This is a genomic window from Phytoactinopolyspora alkaliphila (assembly GCF_010550695.1).
Taxonomy (GTDB): Bacteria; Actinomycetota; Actinomycetes; order Jiangellales; family Jiangellaceae; genus Phytoactinopolyspora; species Phytoactinopolyspora alkaliphila.
Genome location: NZ_JAAGOB010000013.1, coordinates 99,407 through 114,116 on the forward strand (window position 1 = coordinate 99,407; position 14,710 = coordinate 114,116).

Genomic DNA, 14,710 nt, shown 5'->3' on the forward strand with positions numbered 1-14,710 from the left:
GGTGGCGTGGGCGGTTGCCCCGTGACCGGCCGGAGCCGGTAACACGACAGGTATCCTGCCGGACATGCAGGGCGATGTGCATGGACTGCCTGGGCACAGATTCCGCGTCGGTGGTGGAGCGGCCGGTATCGAGCGGCTCGAGGCTACATTGCTGGGCGAGGCGTTCGCGCCCCACCGGCACGACACCTATGCGGTCGGTATCACGCTGGCCGGTGTGCAGACATTCCGCTACCGCGGCGAGCGACGGCATTGCTTGCCGGGGCAGTGGCACGTGCTGCATCCGGACGAGGTGCACGACGGCGCGCCGGCGAACGACGACGGCTTCAGCTACCGCATCATCTACCTCGACCCAGCTCTGGTTCTGGACGCTCTTGGCGCCGGAACGCTGCCGTTCGTCGCCGATCCGGTGATCAGCGCTCCGACGATGCCCTTGGCGCTGTCCGCATTCCTGACCCGCATCGACGAGCCGCTGGACGAGCTTGAAGCCGCCGAGGTGACCACGGTGGTGGCGGACGCTTTACATGCTCATGCCGACGCACCGCTCCGCACCGGCACGGTCATCGATGTCATGGCCATGCGCCGGGTGCGGGAGCTGCTGATGAGCGAGCCCACCCGGCGGTACCGTGCCGACGAGATCGAGACGGTCACAGGCATGAACCGCTGGTCGGCCGCCCGCCAGTTCCGGGCCGCCTTCGGCACGAGCCCCAGCCGGTTCCGGACGATGCGGCAGCTCGACCTGGCTCGGACGCTGATCCGCGGCGGTCACCGGCTGGCCGACGTCGCCAGCATGGCCGGCTTCGCTGATCAAGCCCATCTGACCCGAATGTTCAAGCAGGCCTATGGGTTGACGCCGGCAGTCTGGTCCGCGGCGGTGGCGTGATTCCCCGTTCTCCCGGCCCGGTCCTGGGCCCGGGTCCGGGTCCGGGTCCGGGATCGGGATCGGGTCCGGGACCGTAGGGCGTGCACGACGGCGGCCATGTCGGCGCGGGCGTGGCCCAGCTCGAGGGTCTCCCGGTAGAGAGCGAGGCACGCGTCCGTCAGTGGAGACGCGGCGCCGCGATCGTCCGCCGCGTCTGCGATGAGCTGGTTGTTCTTCAGCACGTCGGCGATGGCGGCCTGCACCTCGAAGTCCGCGTCGACCAGCTTGGCGATCTTCGCCCGGGATACGGCTGACGCCATCGGTCCGGCGTCGAGGATCTGCCGCAGTGTCGCCGGATCGAGTCCGTGCTCCTCGGCGAAGTGGAAGGACTCGGCGAGCCCGGTCACCAGGGTGATCAGGAACAGGTTCACCGCGAACTTCATCTCCAGCGCCGACGGCACGTCACCGCAGCGAAACGAGTTCGCGCACATGGGCTGGAGCAAGGGCCGCACCCGCTCGACGTCCCCGGGCTGGCCGGCGAGAATCGCGATTAACTCGCCCTTCTCGGCAGGACCGCGTGACCCGGAGACCGGAGCCTCGACGTAGCCGCCTCCGGCCGCTGTGACGTCGACGGCCAGCCCGCGGGAGTACGACGCTCCGAGCGTGCCCATCTGCACCAGCGTGCGGCCGCGGATCATGGACGCGAACCGTGGTGTCCGGCGGGCCAGGATCGCGTCGACGGCCGGCTCGTCGGCGAGCATGAGCAGAACGACATCGGCTCGCCGGAACACCTCGGCCGGGTCGGCGGCGCGTTGTGCGCCCGCCGTCACGACGGGGTCGCAGCGCGACTCCGTCCGGTTCCACACCACCAGCGGTACGCCGGCCCGGGCCAGGTTCAGCGCCATCGGCTGGCCCATTACTCCAAGCCCAATGAATCCCACGGTCTCCACGGCATCCCTCGTCTCCACGGCAACGTCAGCGCGCCAACCGGACGCGCCGGTGATCTTGCTGACGTTTCTATTCGGACCAGGGCACACGGGTCTTGAACGATTGTGCGAGGTGGTCCGGCGAGCCGGGACGGCCGGGTGGCAAGTCAGGCGAGGATGCGGAAGGCCTTGGTCATGATCGCTGACGCGTCCTCCCAGGTGGGCAGGGCGTCGATCTCAACGATGGTGTGCCTGAGCGGCTCGGTGTCGTACAGTTCGACCCGCCAGCCGTTGCTGTCGTGGTCGAGAATCCCCCGGATCACGCTGGTTCCCTTCAGACTCGGTATGGCGAACGATCAGCCAACGTGAATTGTGTCACTTTCCGGGCCGAGTGTCGCGTCGAAATCATCGGCCGTTCAGGTGATTCTTCGCATGGGCCGCGCGGTGGAGCCGATGCCTGGCCGGCCGCGTCGTACGCGCGATCGCGTTCTCGCGGAACCACTTCCTCGGCGAGCGGACGACCGCGACGATGGCCGGGAGCTCCGATCAGGCGGCCAGGCGAGCGCCACGCGCGCGATGCCGCCGGACCGCTGCGCGGTTTCCACAGGATGGGGAGCAATAACGCTGGCGCCCGTTGCGTGAGACATCGGCATACACTCGCCCGCACCCGGCGGCGGAGCACCGCCCGAGACGATCCATCCCCCGCCCGGTGAGATGCAAGGCGGTGCCCGCTGCGATGAGCGCGCACACCTGCCGGTCCACTGGGAGATCGTCCTCCCGGAAATGTAGGTGCCATCCCGTACCCGCGTGGTCGGTGAGCTGCGGAGCTTCGGCGTGCTCTCGCAGGAGCACGTTGAGCCGGGATGCTCGCTCCTGGTTCTCGGCACTGTCGATCACCTCGGCCCATCGCTGGAGAAAAGAGCTGACGGCTGTGAGGTCCTGCTCGCGCGCTCGACGCTCCAACACAAGGCCGGCGTCGGCGCATCGCTGCTCAAGGTCGACAATGCTGAGTGGCGGGCTGTTGAGCAGGCTCACCCCCAGCAGGACCGCGTCGCGGCCGTAAGGGTTGAAATGCATAAAGCTATTACATCAAGCTCAGCGCATGACATGCAATGAAAGGCATCTCTGGGGGACCGACTCAACCCACGCCACCAGTGAAGGGCTGGTGAGTTACCAGCGTTGCCCGTGTGGTCTTCGACGCGTGATCCTGACGCATCTGCATCGGGACCCGATGGCCGTCACCGAGACGGTGGCATCCTTCCATCATGAGGCGGATGCTTGAAGGAGGCGGCAAGCCGTGCAGTCTTCAAGCCGTGCAGTCTTCAAGCCGTGCAGTCTTCAAGCCGTGCAGCCTTCCCATCTGGACAGCCCAGCCCGGTGAACGAACCCTCTATCCTGGGCATTAGAACGGTGCTGGGTCTGTGCGCTGAAGGTCTGCGTCGACGTTGGGGTAGGCATATCGAGCGGCGCGGGCGCGGTCATGCATGTGGGCACTGGTATGACAAGCTGCGGGCCTTGGCTGGCTCATGGCGCGTTTGGCGGCAGGGCTCGTCGGCGCCGGTCGCATGATCGGCATGCAGCGGCAGACGTACTGACAGCCGCATGCCAGATACCGGCGCGTCTCCTCGCCGGATCTAGGCATCGGTACCGAGAACGGAGACCAGATTTCACCTTCGCGAATGCCCTGTTCCGCGGTGGGATTGGAGCCGGAACAGGGACCAGCGTCGACTCCCGTGCCGGTGCGTGGGCCGGGTAGCGCGGGCATCACCACGGGTGTCCGATTCACGTATGTGTGACCGAGCGGGCTGCGCCAGACAGTGATCTCGGGCGATGGTTTGCTCACTTTCCATGCGCCGTCGTGCTTGAGCCGATGATCGTGCCGGCAGCAGCAGGCGAGATTCGAAGCGGTGGTGAGGCCGCCGTCGGCGTGGTCTACCACGTGATCTTGATCGGTGCGAGATGCGGGCGCTCGGCAGGCGGGATGAGCGCAGGAGCGATCCCGGATCTGAATCAGCCGTCGCAACCGTGCTCCGGCGGTGCGCCGCGCCGCGTCTCTCATGTCCGTGCCCACGCTGGTGCTGGCTGCAGTGGCAGGGGCAGGGCCGGTGGCTGCAGTGGCAGGGGCAGAGACGGTGGTGGTGGCGTCGTCGGTGTCGCTGTCGATGACATTCCGGTGATGCTGGGCAGCGATGTCCGCGATCACCTCCGACCACGTACCTAGGTGCGTCGGGTCGCGGGTGAATTGCTTCAGTTCGCTCTCCTTGATGTGAAGCTCGACAATCGAGTGACGGCGATGTCTTGCGGGCACCTCACCCTGCTTCCGCTCCCGGTTCTGGCCGCGATGCCCATACCCGTGCCCATGGCCGTTCCCATACCCGTGCGGATCTCGGTGCCGAGCCTGTCGCCGGGTGGTGACCCCGCAGTCGATGGGGCGTCCGTCGGCGCCGCAGATCACCCAGCGCCACTCCGCGCCCGCCATGGTTTCGATGACGTCGCGGGCCAACGAGGCTGGGACGAAGTCCCAGCCGACGATCTCGGCAGGGTGTTCGTTCGTGCCGAGCAGGGCGGCGATCTCCACACGCATCTCCCGTACCGGCCAGGCGCCCGAGCGGTTCTTCGCTGTCGCTGCGATGTGCCCGCGGGTCGTCTGCTGCGCTGGGCGGTCGCCACGGCGCCCGTCGCAAGGACTTCCGTCGCCGCTGCCGTCACCGAGGTTGCCGGCAACCTTCGCAGCCAGGCCGTCGCCGCTGCCGCTGGGCTTGCCGGGACTACTAGGCCCGCGAGGCGGCCCGCCGGGTTCGTCTGGTGGGTTGGGCTCGTCTGGTGGGTTGGGCTCGTCTGGTGGGTTGGGTTCGCCTGGTGCGTTGGGCTCGTCTCGGCCGTCGGTCTCATCCGGTCCGTCGTGCTCGTCGCGGCCTTCGGGTTCGTCCGGTGCGTCGTGCTCGTCGCGGCCTTCGGGTTCGTCCGGTGCGTCGTGCTCGCCTGGTCCGTTGAAATCATCCCGACCGGCAGGTTCGTCCGGTCGGTTGTGCACGTCGTGGTGGTATGTGCCTGCGTCGCTGGCTCCACCGTTCCTGTCGCTGTGGTCTCCGGCGCCGGCATCGGGGGTGCTGTGCCCGGCGTTTGGGGCGCTGTACCCGGCGTTGGGGGACTGGGCGCTGTCCTCGCTGCTGAACCGGCTGCTGCCCGTTCTGTTCGCCGCACGGATGTGGTCCGTGGCCGGCGCTCCGGATTGGGAGCTTGGGCTCCCTGGTTCGGCGAACGGGTGGGCGAGGACGTGGGCGATGATCTCGTCGTCGGTCATGAATTCGAAGGTCGCGTCGAGCATGCCGAGGAACACGTCGGCCCGGACGTGCGCGATCCGGCGTCTGTCTCCGGCCCGTTTGCATGCCCTGGCGAGGACGTCTACCCGGTCACATGCGGCCGCGACTCTGTCCACCGGCAAATCCAGACCACTGAGGTTCGCCGTGCCATCGTCGTTGCGCGACCCTTCGACCCTGCGCCCTTTGACCGCCGCACGGTAGCGCTTCTCCGCCCAGTCTGGGTCGATCGCGATGGCGAGGCGCTTAATCTTGTCGATCAGCTCTCCGACAAGCAATCCGGGAGCGAGCGGAAGCAGGTCAGCGATGATCTGTGCGGCTTGATCGTCGCTCAGCCCGGTGGTCCACTGCGTGAACGCGCGGGCTCGGGCTTCGTCCAGGTTTCCGGCGTACATAGCCTCGCCGAGCATCGGCAGCCGCCGGTGCACGTCCCACGCCAGAGCGAAGGTGGTGTCGGACCGGCGGCGGGACCATACAAGCGCGGCGCGGGCTTCCTCGGCGGCGAACTTCCCTGGATGTTCCAGACGCGACACCCTGTCCGCCGACTGGTCCCTGCGAAGCCCGGACTCCAGCACCGCTGCCAAGAACGCCGCGTATTCGTGCCCCGCCTGTCGGTAGGTGGCCTTCATCACCTCGACAACGTCGCCGCCACGAACACGACTGATCGGCAGCTCCGCCAGCACCGCGGCCAGCTTCGGCCCTGGTGGGTACGACGCCAAACCGTCCGGCGCCCGCATCGGTTCGTGCTGATCAGACTCGTGCTCGTGGGACGTGTGCTGGCCGGACGTGTTCGGGTGGGGCGCGCGTGGGCTAGGCGCGTCCCGAGTCGTGTGATCCGGGCCAGGTGTTCCCTGCGGGGGTGCGGGCGCGTCATCAGCCTGCCAAGGCACGGCGGGGAGGTGATCACCGTCCCACCCGGCGGCGTCTGCCACGGCGGCCACCTCCTTCTTATAGTTTCCGGGGCGAGTGCACCTCACTGCGCCCGTGCAGATCAGGCCGGTGATGGTGTGTCCTGCCAGAATTGATCAACTGACTCCATCATAGATCGAATCTATGTTCGATTCAATGCTTGTGACATGGAGAAATGAGGGAATTAGATGTCAATCCGGATTTGACGACGCCAGCCGGAGGGCCGGTAATCAGCGGCCCGGGAGGGGCTTGCGCCTCGACGCTGGCGCGGTCTCCGCGAAAACTCCCGACGTGCTACCGGTGCCGCCGAACCCACCCGGCATTCCGGGGTGCGTCTCCCCGCTAGCCCCGGGGAGCCGGCCCTGAAACGCCCCGTCGCCGGGCGGTACGGCGCGATGTCCGGCCCGTGGTTGATCGATGAAAGCAATCCTTCATGGCCCCGCTGGGCCGCGCCGAAAATCCGTTGTCCGCCGCACTCCTGGCCTGCTGTAATCGCCGGGTCGGCCGACGATCCCGAGGAGACGTGTTATGCGAGGAACGTTCATGTCCATTCAGAACGGCATCCGGACCTATCCAGAGGACATGACACCTCGTGACCACACTCAACCTTGGGATTCTGGCGCATGTAGACGCCGGTAAGACGAGCCTGACCGAGCGGCTGCTCTATGCCGCCGGTGTCATCGACGAGGTCGGCAGCGTCGACGACGGCAGTACCCAGACCGACTCTCTCGCGTTGGAACGCCAGCGCGGAATCACAATCAAGTCCGCGGTCGTCTCGTTCACGATCGACGACGTCACCGTCAACCTGATCGACACACCCGGCCACCCGGACTTCATCGCAGAGGTGGAGCGCGTCCTGTCCGTGCTCGACGGCGCGGTCCTCGTGCTCTCGGCCGTGGAAGGTGTGCAGGCACAGACGCGGGTCCTTATGCGGACCCTCCAGCGGCTGGGCATACCCACGCTGATCTTCGTCAACAAGATCGACCGCCGCGGTGCGCGCCAGGACGATGTTCTGCGCTCCATCGCGCAGCGGTTGACCTCCGCCGTCGTCTCGATGGGATCGGTGCAGGACATCGGATCCCGCGCCGCTCGCTTCACGGCGTACTCCACCGCCGACCCGGTATTCACCGCCGCACTCATCGAGACCCTGGCTGATCACGACGACGCGCTCCTGGCGGCCTATGTCGACGACGAAGGGGCACTGTCCGGGGATTGCCTCCATGCGCAGCTCACCGCGCAGGTCAGGAAAGCCCTGATTCACCCGGTGTACTTCGGCTCGGCCATCACGGGTGCGGGTGGCGGCTCCCTGATGCGTGGAATCGCGGAGCTGCTTCCCGCGGCCGGCCAGGACGCCGGCGGGCCTGTCTCGGGCACGGTGTTCAAGATCGAGCGTGGGGCGGCCGGGGAACGGATCGCCTACATCCGGATGTTCAGCGGAACTCTGCGCGTCCGGGACCGGGTCCAGGTGGGCCGTGACCGGGAGGGCAAGGTCACCGGGATCCGCGTCTTCGACCGCGGCTCGACCGAGGAGCGGGAGACGGTGTCCGCGGGGCGGATCGCGATGCTCCGCGGTCTCAGCGACGTTCAGATCGGCGACGTCGTCGGTGATTCGGGGCTGGTGGCGCCAGGCGGTGGCTACTTCGCCCCACCGACGTTGGAGACCGTCGTCGTTCCTCGAAACCTCTCCGACAAGGGCGCCCTGCACCTTGCCCTCACCCAGCTCGCCGAGCAAGACCCACTGATCGATGTGCGCCAGGACGACGTTCGCCAGGAGATCTCCGTCTCGCTCTACGGCGAGGTGCAGAAGGAGATCATCCAGGCGACGATTCGCGACGACTACGGCATAGACGTCGACTTCGAGGAGACCACCACGGTGTGCATCGAGCGGCCGCTCGGCACCGGGGAAGCGGTCGAGTTCATCTACACGGACTCGAACCCGTTCCTCGCCACAGTAGGCCTGCGCATCGAACCGGCGTCGATCGGGACCGGCGTCGAGTTCGCGCTCGGCGTGGAGCTCGGATCGCTGCCGCGCGCCTTCATGACGGCGATCCAGGACACCATCACCACGACGTTGCGCCAGGGCCTGTACGGCTGGCAGGTCACCGACTGCACGGTCGCGCTGACACACTCGGGTTACGCGCCCCGCCAGAGCCACGCTCATCAGGGCTTTGACAAGAGCATGTCGAGCACCGGCGAGGATTTCCGGTTCCTCACGCCGCTGGTGCTTCTCGCGGCGCTGAAGCGAGCGGGCAGCAGGGTCTGCGAACCGATGCACCGGTACCGCGTCGAGATCCCGGCGGACGTGTTCGGATCGGTGGTGCCGGCTCTGGCCCGTCTGGATGCGGCTCCCCGCACGTCCGTGACGCACGGTTCGTCGTGCACGCTGGAGGGCGACATACCGGCGGCCAGGGTGCACGAGCTGCAGCAGCAGCTGCCCGGCATGACCAGTGGCGAAGGTGTCCTGGAGACCTCCTTCGACCACTACCGGCCGGTCCGCGGGCCGGCTCCGTCCCGGACCCGGACGGACCACAACCCCTCAACCGGCGGGAGTACCTCTTGCACGTGCAACGCCGTGTCTGAGCGCTCCGCTACGGTGGTTGGCGTGAGAGTGGCGACGTGGAACGTGAACTCGGTCAAGCAGCGGGTGCCGCGGCTTCTGCCGTGGCTGGATGAACGCCGCCCGGACGTGGTCTGCCTTCAGGAGACCAAGCTTAGCGACGACGCTTTCGCCACGTTGCTCGGTGACGAGCTCGCCGGGCGCGGCTACCAGTACGCGGTACACGGTCAGGCGCAATGGAACGGTGTGGCCATCCTGTCCCGGGTCGGGCTCGAGGATGCGGTGCCGGGACTCGATGGCGGCCCCGGGTTCCCAGACCCCGAGGCGCGGGCGGTCTCCGCCACCTGTGCGGGGATCCGGGTGCACTCGGTGTACGTGCCGAACGGACGGACTCCCGATTCGGACCACTACCACTACAAGCTGGCATGGCTGGCTGCCCTGCGCGACGTCGTCGCTACTGGTCCCGAAGAGGTGCTGGTGTGCGGCGACGTCAACATTGCGCCGGCCGACGCGGACGTGTTCGATCCGGACGCGTACATCGGGCAGACCCACGTCACGCCGCCCGAGCGGGCGGCGCTCGCTGAGCTTCAGGCTGTCGGATTGCGAGACGTGGTGCGTGACCGATGGCCCCACGAGCGGGTGTTCACGTACTGGGACTACCGCGCCGGGATGTTTCACAAGGACCTCGGGATGCGCATCGATCTGGTGCTGGCGGCGAATCCGGTGGCCGAACGGGTCCAGGCGGCATGGGTAGACCGGCATGCCCGCAAGGGCACCGGACCCAGTGACCACGCTCCGGTGATCGTCGACCTCGACGACGCGCCCGACGGCGACATCGGGCCCGTGGTGCCCCCGCCGTCCGCGCGTCCGGCCAAGCGCGGCTCCGCCAGGCTGCCGCAGACCTAGAGTCATCTCTCGAGAACCCGCGAGGGCGCGCTTGGCGGGAAGATTCCCCGGGAAGGTGTCCGATCGGGCGGTCTGCCGATCGTCAGATCAGTAGGAGGGCAAGCCTCATCGGATTCTCGGTTCGCTGAGCCTGCCGGTGGGCTGCTCCTCCGCGTCAGGCACATCCCACCAAGGAGGATCGGCAGATGACATCGACCACCCCTCAACCCATCCCGGACACGTACCGACGGATCACGCCCTGCCTCGTAGTGCGTGGCGCCGGCAAGGCGCTGGAGTTCTACGCCGAGGTGTTCCACGCCACTGAGCGCATGCGCTTCCCCGGCCCGAACGGGACCATCGCCCACGCCGAGGTCCAGATCGGTGACTCGGTGCTCATCGTGGAAGACGAGTCTCCGCACATGGGCACGTCGGCGCCACCGCCGGAAGGCATCAGCGGCTCGCCGTCGTTCCTGTTCATCTACGTGGATAACGTCGACGACGTTGTCGCGCATGCCGCGGAACTGGGCGCCAGCGTGCGGCGCGCCCCCGAGGACCAGTTCTATGGTGACCGGGACGCTCACGTCGTGGACCCGTTCGGGCACCACTGGAACATCGCGACGCACGTGGAAGACGTGGAACCGGACGAGTTGACGCGGCGGCTGGCCGCGTTCCAGGAAACAATGGCTTCCTAGCCGAGGAAGGTGGGGCAGATGAAGTACGTGCTGTTGTTCGTCGACACCGAGCAGTTCGCGAACGACCTGGAAGCCATGGGTCAGGATGAGCGGGACCGGGCGTTCCAGCGAGTCAACGAGTGGTTCGCTGAGCATGCCGGCAAGATCAGGGGCGGAAGCAAGCTGCAGCCCGCCGACACTGCTACCACGGTGCGGCTGGAGGGCGGCGATCCGGTGATCACGGACGGCCCCTTCGTGGAGGGCAAAGAAGTGGTCAGCGGATACGCCGAGATCGAGGTCGCCGACCTGGACGAGGCAATGCGGATGGTCAAAAGCTGGCCAGGCTGCCCGGTGGTCGAGATCCGCCCGCTGGAGTCATGACGCCCGCGGAGCAACCGTCGCACGCCGAGCTGGCCCGTGTGGTCCGTGAGCACGCGGGCCGGCTCGCCACGTCCCTGGTGCATGTGATCGGTGATTTTTCCGCCGCTGAGGACCTCGTCCAGGATGCCGTGCTGGCCGCCCTCGAACGATGGCCCGCCGACGGCATCCCGGACCGGCCCGATGCCTGGCTGTTCACCGTGGCCCGGCGCCGTGGCCTGGACGTCCTGCGTCGGGAGAGCAATTACCGCAGGAAGCTGGCACGGCTGCAGTGGCCGGTGCAAGCCGAGCCCGACGATCGGTTGCGGCTGATCTTCACGTGCTGCCACCCCGCGTTGGCGCGCTCCGCGCAGATCGCGCTGACGCTGCGGGTAGTGTGCGGGCTGACCACCGCCCAGATCGCGCGAGCGTTCCTCACCACGGAGAGCGCCGTCGCCCGCCGGATCACCCGCGCCAAGCGCAAGATCACCGACGCCGGTGTTCCGTACCGGATTCCAGGCGATGACGAACTCCCCGGACGGTTGAATGACGTCCTTACCGTGATCTACCTGCTGCTGAACGAAGGCTACGTCTCGACCAGCGAGCACGCGCATTCCCGTGACCTCGTGGAAGACGCCGAATGGCTGGCCGCGCTGCTGCACGCGCTCATGCCTGCCGAGGTGGAGGTCGCCGGGTTGCTCGCGCTGATCCGGCTGCATCGGGCGCGGGTGGCCGCCCGTTTCGACCCGGATGGCGCGATCGTGTTGCTGCGGGATCAGGACCGGTCGCTGTGGGACCGGCAGGCGATTGCCGAGGCCACGCGGCTACTCGCGCAAGCCGCCCGGCGGCGTGATCCTGGCCCGTATCAGCTTCAGGCCGCGATCGTCGCCTGTCACGCCGAGGCCGAAAGCTGGCAGGCCACCGACTGGGAACAGATCGTAGTGCTGTACGACATGCTGCTCCACCTCGCACCGTCTCCGGTCATCCGCCTGCACCGAGCCATCGCCGTGCGATACGTGGAAGGACTGCATGCCGCAATGGCCGAATTGGGGTCACTCGGCGAGGAACTGGACCGCTATCACCTGTACCACGCCACCCGTGCCGACTTGTTGCGAGAACTCGGCGACGCCGACCAGGCTCGTGCCGCGGATCGCCGTGCCTTGGAGCTGACTGCCAACCCGGCCGAACAGGCGGTGCTCCGCGGGCGCCTCGCCTGGGATTAGCCGGCAGCGACCTATGCTGAGGACACCGGTCACGTGCGGAACGGGCCGAGTACTTCGTTGCCGGAAGGGGAGGCCACGTGAGTGGAGCCACAGAATACGCCAAGGTAGTGCGCAACGATTCCGGCCACAGGTACGAGATCTGGGTGGGGGAGACGCTTGCGGGAGCAAGCCACTATCGTGAGTCCAGCGAGCACATCGTCTTCACTCACACCAAGGTCGACGACTCGTTCTCCGGGCAAGGGCTCGGCAGCACACTTGTCCACGGCGCGCTCGAAGACGCGAACGAGCGCGGCAAGCAGATTGTCCCGGTGTGCCCGTTCGTGGCGTCGTTCATCCGCGAGAATCCTGAGTTCGTCCCCCACGTGCGCTGGCCCGATATCTAAGCCTGAGGCTCTGATTCCGCAGCTATCATCGCTGGGTGACGACGACTACCAATCGGCCTCTGACGCGCAAAAGCACCCGCCTCTTCGCCGTGTTCACCACGACGGCCCTGACGTGTCTCCTCAGTGCGTGCGGCATGGCGCCGTGGGGCGCGTTCGCTCCCGGTCCGGACGTCGAGTATTCACCGGAGTCGTTGCTGGAGCCTCCGCCGATACCGGAGACTCCAGCCCCGGTTTCCGACTGCCCGGAATCCGGCCTGATGCTCTCTGCGGGCGTCGCCGACGCCGCGAGCGGTCTGCGTGTGCAGGACATTCAGGCGGTCAATTGCGGATCCGAGCCCCTTGAGCTGGAGGGCTATCCGGAGATCACGGTGCTCGACGCCGGCTGGCAGGTCCTCGACATCACGGTCAACCACGGGACGACGTCGATCGAGTCGCCGGAGCCTGCACCGGTCACGCTTGCCCCGGGCGAGACCGCGAGGGTCACCCTGGTCTGGAGAAACACGGTGACCACCACGGAATCCTCGGAGATTCTCGAAGGCGCCGTGGTTGAGATCGCGTCCGCCGTGGGCGAGCCGGCCCAGATGGTGATGCTGGAGTACCCGATCGATCTGGGCAACACTGGTCAGCTGGACGTCACCGCTTGGAGTCTCTTCTGACCACCTGAGGGTCAAAATGCACAAGCCCTCGCCAGTACGGCCATGGTGACAGCGATCCAGTGGCCGTACTGTCGGGTCAGAAGTAACATGATCCGGTATCTGCGAGGGAGGACTCGTCGTGAGTTCAGTCGCCACTGCGAGCCGGGCGCCGGTCGCCTCGGCTGGAACGCTGCACGCCCGCGAGGTCACACTCGACGCGACTCACCTGGGTGAGCTGCGCCGGACCGAACCGGACAGGGACCCCACCGATCTCCAGCGACGCCTGGCCGACGACGGCTACCTGTACCTTCCGGGGTTCCACGACACGGACCATGTCCGCGCTGTGCGCGCCGACGTGGGGGCCAGGTTCGCCGCCGACGGCCTTCTGGAGCCGGGCCCGCTGCCCGACCGGCTCGTCGCGACGGAGTCGTTGCGCTCTTCCACGGTCAGGGCGGGCATCGCCCGTGCCAGCTCCGCGCTGACCGGCCTGCTCTACGGCGGGCGAATGGTTTCCTTGCACGAGGCGCTCCTGGGTGAGCCGATCGTCCATTTCACCTACACGTGGCTGCGGGTGGTCCCGCCTGGTCTGGGCACGGCTCCCCACGGTGACGGTGTCTTCATGAACCGCGGATCGCAACGCCTGCGGACCACCTGGACGCCGTTGGTGGACACCAGCTTCGACCTCGGCGGCCTGATCATCCTGGAGGGAAGCCACCGGCTGCCGGAGATCACCGACGACTACGGGCGGCGCGACGTCGACACCTTTTGCCGGAACACGGGGGAGACACCTGGCTCCTGGGACGGAGCGCTCTCGCACGACCCCGCAGAACTGCGGGACCGGCTCGGCGGTCGCTGGCTGACGGCTGACTTCCGCGCCGGCGACGTCATCGTCTTCGGGATGTTCACGGTGCACGGAAGCCTGGACAACACCTCTGACCAGGTGCGGATGTCTACGGATTCGCGGTATCAGCCGGCCAGCGAACCTACCGACGAGCGCTGGATAGGTCCGGAGCCGATCGCGCACGGGCCCGACGCCAAGAAGGGGCTCATCTGCTGAACCCGCACGACGCGGCAGAGCCGGGTACCGCTCAGCCCGAGTCCGCTCCGCCTGACGCCGCTCAGCCGGATACCGGCAGGCCCACACGGCCTGCCGGTATCCGGCTGGTGCGCGGCGCCACGGACGACGCGTCCCTGGGACGGGTGTTCCTGTCCGGGGCCATCCCCGACGGCGCCGGGCTCGGCGGCACGCGGGTGCTGGGCGTCTACGCGTTCGTCTATCTGGTCAGCGGCGCCGGACGATACCGGGACGAGCGGGGGGCCGATCACCGGCTCGTCGGCGGCAGCACGATCACCGTGTTTCCCGGCCTCAAACACGACTACGGTCCGTCTCCGGGGGAGCCCTGGACCGAGCGTTACGTGCTGTTCGACGGGGCGCTCCCGCGGATGCTGGAGGAGCGGGGAATCCTGGACCGTTCACGGCCGGTCGGGCGGCTCGTCCCCGTGGAGAGCTGGGTGCCGCAGATGGAATCGATCACCGAGCCAGGCGCCGGCGGTGTGCGCTCGGCCTTGATGGAACTGTCTCGGCTGCAAGTCCTCCTGTCCGCCGCGCGGATGAGCGCGGAGCGGCCCGGCGAGCATCCCTCCTGGTTCCGCGAGGCGTGCGTGCTGCTGCGGCACGAGCCGGCGTTGAGCCTGGACCGGGTAGCCGGCGCCGTGGGGATGTCCTACCACCGCTTCCGTAAGGCGTTCACGATGGTAGCCGGCGAGCCGCCCGGCCGATGGCGGACGCGGCACCGGATGGACGACGCCGCCCGGATGCTGCAAGGCGGCTCGACCATCCGGCAGATAGCGCTGGAGCTGGGGTTCTGTGACGAGTATGCGTTCTCGAGGCGGTTCAAAGAGGTCTTCGGCGTCCCGCCGTCCACGTTCCGCGCGGAACTCCCGAAGGTCCGCCCCGCCGTCTCGGAATGATCACGTAAACCATG

The 14,710-nt window shown here is 67.5% G+C and carries 12 protein-coding genes and 2 pseudogenes; 10 read left to right on the forward strand and 4 right to left on the reverse strand.

The window, feature by feature from the left end:
• The first annotated feature begins 64 nt into the window (after positions 1-64).
• Complete coding sequence (locus G1H11_RS20730; RefSeq protein WP_163820506.1) at positions 65-880, forward strand: AraC family transcriptional regulator; 816 nt, start codon at positions 65-67, stop codon at positions 878-880.
• Here G1H11_RS20730 and G1H11_RS20735 read toward each other — a convergent pair.
• The 4 genes from G1H11_RS20735 to G1H11_RS20750 form a co-directional block, all read right to left on the reverse strand.
• Complete coding sequence (locus G1H11_RS20735; protein WP_163820574.1) at positions 838-1,809, reverse strand: NAD(P)-dependent oxidoreductase; 972 nt, start codon at positions 1,807-1,809, stop codon at positions 838-840. The genes G1H11_RS20730 and G1H11_RS20735 overlap by 43 nt on opposite strands.
• A 143-nt stretch (positions 1,810-1,952) precedes the next feature.
• Positions 1,953-2,108, reverse strand: coding sequence for a hypothetical protein (locus tag G1H11_RS20740; RefSeq protein WP_163820507.1), 156 nt, complete (start codon positions 2,106-2,108; stop codon positions 1,953-1,955).
• Positions 2,109-2,331: 223 nt separating this feature from the next.
• Positions 2,332-2,862, reverse strand: a complete 531-nt coding sequence (locus tag G1H11_RS20745) for a CGNR zinc finger domain-containing protein (RefSeq protein ID WP_163820508.1) — start codon at positions 2,860-2,862, stop codon at positions 2,332-2,334.
• A gap of 325 nt (positions 2,863-3,187) precedes the next feature.
• Entirely contained in the window at positions 3,188-6,037 is a 2,850-nt protein-coding gene (locus tag G1H11_RS20750; RefSeq protein WP_163820509.1) for a DUF222 domain-containing protein, read from the reverse strand.
• Positions 6,038-6,606: 569 nt separating this feature from the next.
• Here G1H11_RS20750 and G1H11_RS26660 point away from each other — a divergent pair.
• From G1H11_RS26660 to G1H11_RS20795, 9 genes and pseudogenes are all read left to right on the forward strand, one after another.
• Positions 6,607-8,460 (forward strand): annotated as a pseudogene (locus tag G1H11_RS26660) (GTP-binding protein); the annotation flags it as partial.
• Positions 8,461-8,631: 171 nt separating this feature from the next.
• A pseudogene (locus tag G1H11_RS26665) lies at positions 8,632-9,477 on the forward strand (exodeoxyribonuclease III); the annotation flags it as partial.
• Positions 9,478-9,662: 185 nt separating this feature from the next.
• Positions 9,663-10,148 carry a VOC family protein gene (locus G1H11_RS20765; protein WP_163820511.1) on the forward strand — a complete coding sequence of 162 codons (486 nt, stop codon included), beginning with the start codon at positions 9,663-9,665 and terminating at the stop codon, positions 10,146-10,148.
• An 18-nt stretch (positions 10,149-10,166) separates the two neighbouring features.
• Positions 10,167-10,508, forward strand: a complete 342-nt coding sequence (locus tag G1H11_RS20770) for a YciI family protein (protein ID WP_163820512.1) — start codon at positions 10,167-10,169, stop codon at positions 10,506-10,508.
• Positions 10,505-11,707: an RNA polymerase sigma factor gene (locus tag G1H11_RS20775; protein ID WP_163820513.1), complete on the forward strand. Its 1,203-nt coding sequence runs from the start codon at positions 10,505-10,507 to the stop codon at positions 11,705-11,707. The genes G1H11_RS20770 and G1H11_RS20775 overlap by 4 nt, the downstream gene beginning before the upstream one ends.
• Before the next feature lie 77 nt (positions 11,708-11,784).
• Positions 11,785-12,090, forward strand: a complete 306-nt coding sequence (locus tag G1H11_RS26065) for an N-acetyltransferase (protein WP_163820514.1) — start codon at positions 11,785-11,787, stop codon at positions 12,088-12,090.
• A 35-nt stretch (positions 12,091-12,125) separates the two neighbouring features.
• The gene (locus G1H11_RS26070) at positions 12,126-12,746 is read left to right on the forward strand and encodes a DUF4232 domain-containing protein (RefSeq protein WP_163820515.1); all 621 of its coding nucleotides are present in this window, start codon (positions 12,126-12,128) and stop codon (positions 12,744-12,746) included.
• 118 nt (positions 12,747-12,864) lie between these two features.
• Positions 12,865-13,782: a phytanoyl-CoA dioxygenase family protein gene (locus tag G1H11_RS20790; RefSeq protein WP_216843988.1), complete on the forward strand. Its 918-nt coding sequence runs from the start codon at positions 12,865-12,867 to the stop codon at positions 13,780-13,782.
• A gap of 107 nt (positions 13,783-13,889) precedes the next feature.
• Complete coding sequence (locus G1H11_RS20795) at positions 13,890-14,696, forward strand: helix-turn-helix domain-containing protein (protein WP_163820516.1); 807 nt, start codon at positions 13,890-13,892, stop codon at positions 14,694-14,696.
• Positions 14,697-14,710: the final 14 nt, after the last annotated feature.

Coding starts and splice junctions, on each gene's coding strand:
- G1H11_RS20730 (WP_163820506.1), top strand. CDS start 65: ATGCAGGGCGATGTGCATGGACTGCCTGGGCACAGATTCCGCGTCGGT.
- G1H11_RS20745 (WP_163820508.1), bottom strand. CDS start 2,862: ATGCATTTCAACCCTTACGGCCGCGACGCGGTCCTGCTGGGGGTGAGC.
- G1H11_RS20765 (WP_163820511.1), top strand. CDS start 9,663: ATGACATCGACCACCCCTCAACCCATCCCGGACACGTACCGACGGATC.
- G1H11_RS20770 (WP_163820512.1), top strand. CDS start 10,167: ATGAAGTACGTGCTGTTGTTCGTCGACACCGAGCAGTTCGCGAACGAC.
- G1H11_RS20775 (WP_163820513.1), top strand. CDS start 10,505: ATGACGCCCGCGGAGCAACCGTCGCACGCCGAGCTGGCCCGTGTGGTC.